At 69.4% G+C, this 5,896-nt stretch carries 4 protein-coding genes; 3 read left to right on the top strand and 1 reads right to left on the bottom strand.

Annotated elements, in window-relative coordinates:
* A partial coding sequence (locus ACNPM4_RS20670) for a MarR family winged helix-turn-helix transcriptional regulator (RefSeq protein WP_448987015.1) occupies positions 1 to 295 on the bottom strand: 295 nt, incomplete at its 3' end.
* A gap of 153 nt (positions 296 to 448) precedes the next feature.
* Here ACNPM4_RS20670 and ACNPM4_RS20665 point away from each other — a divergent pair.
* The 3 genes from ACNPM4_RS20665 to ACNPM4_RS20655 all read left to right on the top strand — a co-directional run.
* On the top strand, positions 449 to 2,119 hold the full coding sequence (locus ACNPM4_RS20665; protein WP_448987014.1) for a SulP family inorganic anion transporter: 1,671 nt from the start codon (positions 449 to 451) through the stop codon (positions 2,117 to 2,119).
* A gap of 120 nt (positions 2,120 to 2,239) precedes the next feature.
* Positions 2,240 to 3,220 (top strand): FUSC family protein, encoded by a 981-nt coding sequence (locus ACNPM4_RS20660; protein ID WP_448987013.1) that lies wholly within the window; start codon positions 2,240 to 2,242, stop codon positions 3,218 to 3,220.
* A 98-nt stretch (positions 3,221 to 3,318) separates the two neighbouring features.
* Positions 3,319 to 5,896, top strand: a 2,578-nt coding sequence (locus ACNPM4_RS20655; protein ID WP_448987012.1) for a winged helix-turn-helix domain-containing protein, incomplete at its 3' end; no start/stop codon positions are given.

Raw genomic sequence — 5,896 nt, 5'->3', positions numbered from 1 at the left:
GGCCGCGTTCGGTGAGCTGTACGGTCACGACCCGTTCGTCGGCCTCGCCTCGGACTCGGGTGACGAGTCCCGCCTGTTCCAGACGACGCACGAGGGGCGAGAGCGTGCCGGAGTCGAGTCGCATCACCGCCCCGAGCGAGCTGATGGTCTGCTCTCCTTCGAGCCACAGTGCGGCCAGCACGAGATACTGCGGATAGGTCAGCCCCCAGGGGGCGAGGAGTGTGCGGTACGCCTGCGTGGTCGCGCGTGATGCGGAGTACAGCGAGAAGCACACCATCTCGTCACTCATGGCCATGCCATGAGTATTGCACGCAAGTAAGTTGTGCACAACTTAAAGCGGATGGCCCGCCTTGGCGAAGGGCCACCCCTGCAGGGTGAGATGCGGTTCATGGTGAGTCCCCACCGCAGTACGCTCGGCCGGACGACCACACGGAGGCAGGAGGATGCAGTGACCAGACCGTCCTGGCTGTTCAGCACGCTGGCGGGTTACCAGACCAGATGGGTCGTCCGAGACGTGGTCGCCGGACTCTCGGCCGGCGCCGTGGTGATCCCGCAGGCGATGGCGTACGCGACGATCGCGAACCTTCCCGTCCAGGTGGGGCTGTACACGTGCATCGTGCCGATGGTGGTCTACGCCGCCCTCGGAGGCAGCCGGGCGATGAGCGTCTCGACGACCTCGACGATCGCGACGCTCACGGCGACGACCCTCGTCTCCGCCGGGGTCGCAGCCGGCGCGGAGGACGCGATCGGCTCCCTGATGATGCTCACGCTGCTGGTCGGAATCATCCTGCTTCTCGCCCGGGTCGGCCGACTCGGCTCCCTCGTCGAGAACATCAGCGGGGCCACGGTGCTCGGGCTCAAGATCGGCGTCGGTGCGACGGTGGCCGTCGGGCAGCTGCCGAAGCTGCTGGGGGAGACCGAGGACTTCTCCGGACACGGATTCTTCCGATCGCTGGCCGCAGTGGGGCAGGCCTTCGACAGCGCCAACGGGCCGACGATCGCGCTGTCGGTCGGATCGATCGTCGTGCTGCTCGTCCTCAAGCGCGTGGCCCCGAAAGTTCCGGGAACACTCATCGTCGTGGTCGGCGGCATCGTCCTCGTCTGGCTCGCCCGAATCGACGATCTCGGCGTCAGTCTGATCGCGGCGGTGCCGAGCGGTCTGCCGGTCCCCGGGATACCCGACTTCGCCCAGGCGACGGCTCTCGTGCCCGGCGCGCTGGCGATCGCCGTCATGGCCTTCCTCGAGTCCGCGGCGGTGGCCCGGAGCCTCCGCGCGCCGAGTGAGCCTCAGATCGACAGCGATCAGGAACTCTTCGCGACCGGTGCGGCGAACACGGTCGGCTCGTTCTTCGGCACCATGCCCGCTGCAGGGGGATTCTCGCAGAGCGCGGTCAACCAGAGCGCTGGAGCGCGATCGCAACTCGCGACGGTCGTCACGGTCGTGCTCGCCGTGCTGGTCGCCCTGTTCCTTGGCCCGGTGCTCAGTTTGATGCCCGAGGCCACCCTCGCCGCCATGGTCTTCGTCGCCGTCGCGGGCCTGATCAACATCCCCGAGCTGGTGCGTTGGGCACGGATCAGCAGTGTGGATTTCTGGGTCGCCTTGTCGGTGGCGGTCATCGGTCTCACTGCCGGGCTGCTTCCCGCTGTCGCCGTGGGGGTCGTCACGACGCTGATCCTGGTGCTGCGCGAGATCAACCTGCCCAAGGTCCGCGTGGTCGGTCGGCGAGAGGGTGTGCTCGGCGTCAACCTCGATCGCGGTCTCTACACGGCGAACGCGATGGCCAACGAAAGGAAGCTCCTCGAGGTGGTCGACGGCGAGGACGAGCAGGTAGATGCGGTCGTGCTCGGGCTCGCGCAGCAGGAAGTCATGACGATCACCGTGCTGGAGGCGCTCGAGAACCTCGACCGCGAGCTTTCGCAGCGGGGCACGACGCTCCACCTGGCGGCGCTCCCTGCTCCGGCGGCGGAGGTCGCCGGGCGCACGCCGTGGTTCACCGCACTGCGTTCCGCCGGCCGCGTGCACGATTCCGTGTCCGAAGGGATCGAGACTGCGGTCGTCGCGCGTGCGCGCGCTGCGGGTGGCGGCGTTCACCCTGGTGAAGTCGACGACGCACGCTGACGGCTGATCGAGCGGTGCCTAGGCTGAGCCGTGAGGGCGAATGGCGGGAGACCGCCGTCGGCGAACAAGGGGGACGGGCATGCGAAGAGGCATTCGGATCGCGTCGGCGAGGCGGTCGGGGTGGATGACCAGGCCGGCCTGACCTGGCACTGGGCGCGATTCGGTCTCGGGATCGCTTTCGCCCTGCCCGCGATGGTCGTCACTCCCTTCAGCCCGACGCTCGGTCTCGCTCTCGCCGTCGGCGTTCTTCCCGCGGCGGCGTTCCGGCTGCCGCCTCGGCGACGCGGTCGCGCGGTCATCCTCCTCGTCGGAGGTCTCAGCGCGGTCGGGCTGCTCATGGGTTCGCTGCTCGCCACCGTGCCCGCCGTCGCCGTCGTCGCGGTCTTCGCAGCGGCCGTGCTCGCGTGCATCAATGCGGTGCGTGGCCGCCTGGCGCAGCTCGTGCTGATCCTCGTCCTGCCGATGATCGGCATCGGTCTGAGCTTCCCCTGGTCATCGGCAGCCGTCGGGCTCGCGGGAAGCATGGTGGCGGGATCGCTGTACGCATGGCTCGTCTCCCTGCTCTGGCCGGAGCGAGATGGCCCGCCGCCGCCCGCAGCCCCTGTGCCGCGAGGTCGGGCGATGCTGGTCTACGGGCTCCTTCTCGGTGCCGCAGCTGCGATTGCCGCCGCTGTGGGCTTCCTCCTCGATCTGCAGCACGTCGGCTGGGCGACGGCGGCGGTGCTGCTCGTGATGCGTCCCGTGCGCGGGCAGCTCATATCGCGCAGTATCGGCCGGGCGATCTCGGTGCTCGTCGGTGCTTTCGCCGCCGCCGCTTTCGCAGTCCTCGCGCCGGGGGATCTCGTCATCGGCCTCGTGGCCGGCGTCGTCGTCGGTGCCCTGTGTGCTACCCAGGGGAGCCGCTGGTATGTGGCCCCGGGCTTCACGACGTTCATCGCCCTGACCTTCATTCTGGTGAACTCCACGGAGCAGCCCGGAGCACGCTTCCTCGAGCGGGCACTGGAGACGCTTCTCGGCGTCGGGCTGGCGCTCTTCTTCGGGGCAGCCGTGCCGTCTCTCCTCTCGGTGCTCGCTCTTCGACGGAGGTCGACCTCGGTCTAGACCTTCGTCCTCACGGAAGCGCTCGAGCCCTTATCTGCGCGGTGTCATACTGCGGATATCTGCTGGCCTGGCGTCGAACGATGGACCGGGGGGTTCCCATGACGGAGAGCATCGGCGACGACGGTGCCCCGAGGACGTTCGTCCCCGAGGCGGGCGAGGATGACGTCGCGCGTCCACGACTGCTCGACCGGCTCACGGCCGCGATGGACGAGCCCTGGACCTTGACGCTCGTCACCGCCCCGGCCGGAGCCGGCAAGACCAGGCTCCTCGCCCGCTGGGCCCAGATGATCGACGCGGAACCGGACACCGCGGTGGTGTGGGTCTCGTTCCAGCGCGGTGACGTCGATCTCTCGCTTCTCCGATCGGCGCTCGAACGGATCGACGATGCGCGGCTCCAGGAGAGCCTGGCGAAGGTTCCCCGAGCGGTATCGAGCGACACGGGTCGGTCCCTCGCGCGCGTGCTGCGGGCGACCCCCCGCCGCATCGTGCTCGTCTTCGACGACGTCCACCTGATCCGCACACCGGAGCTGGCCGACATGCTGTCGGGGTTCGTCCAGGCTGTCCCCGGCAACGCGCACGTCGTGCTCTCCGGGCGCGGCACGCGGCTGATCCGCGTGGCGCGGCGTCGTATCGCCGGAATCGCGCTCGAGCTCGACAACGCCGATCTGGCCTTCACCCCCGCCGAGGTGAGGTCCTTCTTCCGGGCCAACGGGATCACGGTCTCGCAGGGGGAGATCACGACGATTCTCCAGCGGACCGAGGGCTGGGCCGCGGGACTCCGCCTCATGGTGCTCGCCGGGCTGCAGCACGCCGACATCACCGACAGACCTCTCCGCGGGGATGCGCCTGCGCTGGTCGACTACTTCCTCGAGGAGGTCTTCGCCGACCTGGATGACGAGCTTCGCGAGTTCCTCCTCATCACGTCCGTCCCGGAGGCGTTCTCGCTCGATCTCGCGTACCGGCTGTCTCCCGGTGCTCCCGCCGCCGCCCTCGTCGAGAGGCTCATCCAGCTCAGCGTGCTGATGGGCAAGCACGGTAGCGATCCCGTCTGGTACCACTATCACCCGCTTCTGCGGGAGTTCCTCGCCGCACGCCTGCGGGATCGGGGGCGGGCCGTCATCGAGCACCTCGAGAAGGACACCGCCGAATGGTTCGCCGAGCAGCAGGAGCACCTCCCGGCGCTGCGACACGCCACGCAGAGCGCGGATCCGGCGTGCATCTCCGTGGTGCTGCGCCGGTGCGGGATGCAGCTGATCCTGACGGGCCACGCGTGCGAAGTGAGCGAGGCGATCCGGACGATGCCTGCACCGCTGCGGTCGGACGCCGCGGTACAGATGCTGGTCGCTGCCGCGGAGCTCGCGCGCGGCGATGCCTCGGCGGCGGCAGCCGTCCTCGCGACGGTACGCGACCAGGACGCGTCGCCGGCGACCCGTCAGTGGCTGACGGGACTCGATCTGCACACGGCCGTGCGCCGCGGAGGGATCACGGAAGCCCTCGCGCGGCTCGGACGTGCGTTCGACACCGTCACGGGAGAGACCCAGCTCGACACCTACGCGTTCCTGCAGGCGGCAATGGGCGAGTTGTATGTCGGTCACCTGGACCGCGCCGAGCGCTATGCGCGCTCCGCTGCCGATCAGGCGCGAGCGGTCGGCGCGATCACGGCGGAGCTCCAGGCATCCGCCGTCCTGAACACCAGCGCCCTCTTCCGGGGCAGGATGCGCGACGTTCTCGCCTCGGGGGCGCGACTGGACGCCCGATGGCGCGAACTCGGGATGCCGGACGATCCCTTCTACGAGGTGACCAGGGTCTGGCGGTACTGGGTCCCATACGAGCGTCTGCAGGTGGTCGACGCCGAGCAGACCTTCCATGCGGCGGAGGCGATCATCCACTCGGGCTCCGAGCCGGCGATCTCGAGGGGTCTGCAGGGGCTGATGGCGCTGTTGAGCGCCGAAGCCGCCCCCGAACCGCATGCGGCGGCCGCCATGCTGCTCGAAACCCTCCTCCCTCGGGATGACATGCCGCTCCCTCCCCACTGGTATGCGATGCTGGGCGCCTTCGCCGTGCACGCCTTCGACCGGCTGGGAGAGCCGAACCTGCGGGACCAGTTCATCGCCGAGACCGAGCGCGCACTCGGCACGAGTGGTGAGGTGGTGATCCTCCGCGCGATCGCGGCTCTGCACGACCATCGGCACGCGGTCGCGCGCGAGACGCTCGCCCCCGTCCTCGACGGTTCGATGACGTGCGCGCTGCCGGCCTCGATGGTGGACGCCTGGCTGGTCGCTGCCGCGCTCGACGTGCACACCGGTGACTCCGAGCGGGCCCAGGCCTCGCTCTCCCTGGCGCTCTCGCTGGCCGAGCCGGAGGAGCACGTCCGCCGTATCGCCGCGGCCGATCCCGCCGTGCTGCGTCTACTGGGCGCGCGCGCGACCGCCGGTACCCGGACACGCTTCGCCGATACCGTCCGTGAGCGTCTCATCTCCGCGGGGTTGCTCGTGGACACGGAACTCACGCATCGAGAACGCATCGTGCTGCTGGCGCTGAGCCGTAACGCGACGCTGCGTCAGATCGCGCAAGAGGAGTTCATCTCCCCGAACACCGTCAAGACCCACGTGCGCAACATCTACCGCAAGCTCGGCGTCTCGGATCGGGACAGCGTGACGGCGGCCGCGCACGCCC

This window comes from Microbacterium umsixpiens, assembly GCF_053543675.1.
Note: the sequence above shows the minus strand (reverse complement) of the source record. Positions and strands in the feature narration are given on the sequence as shown.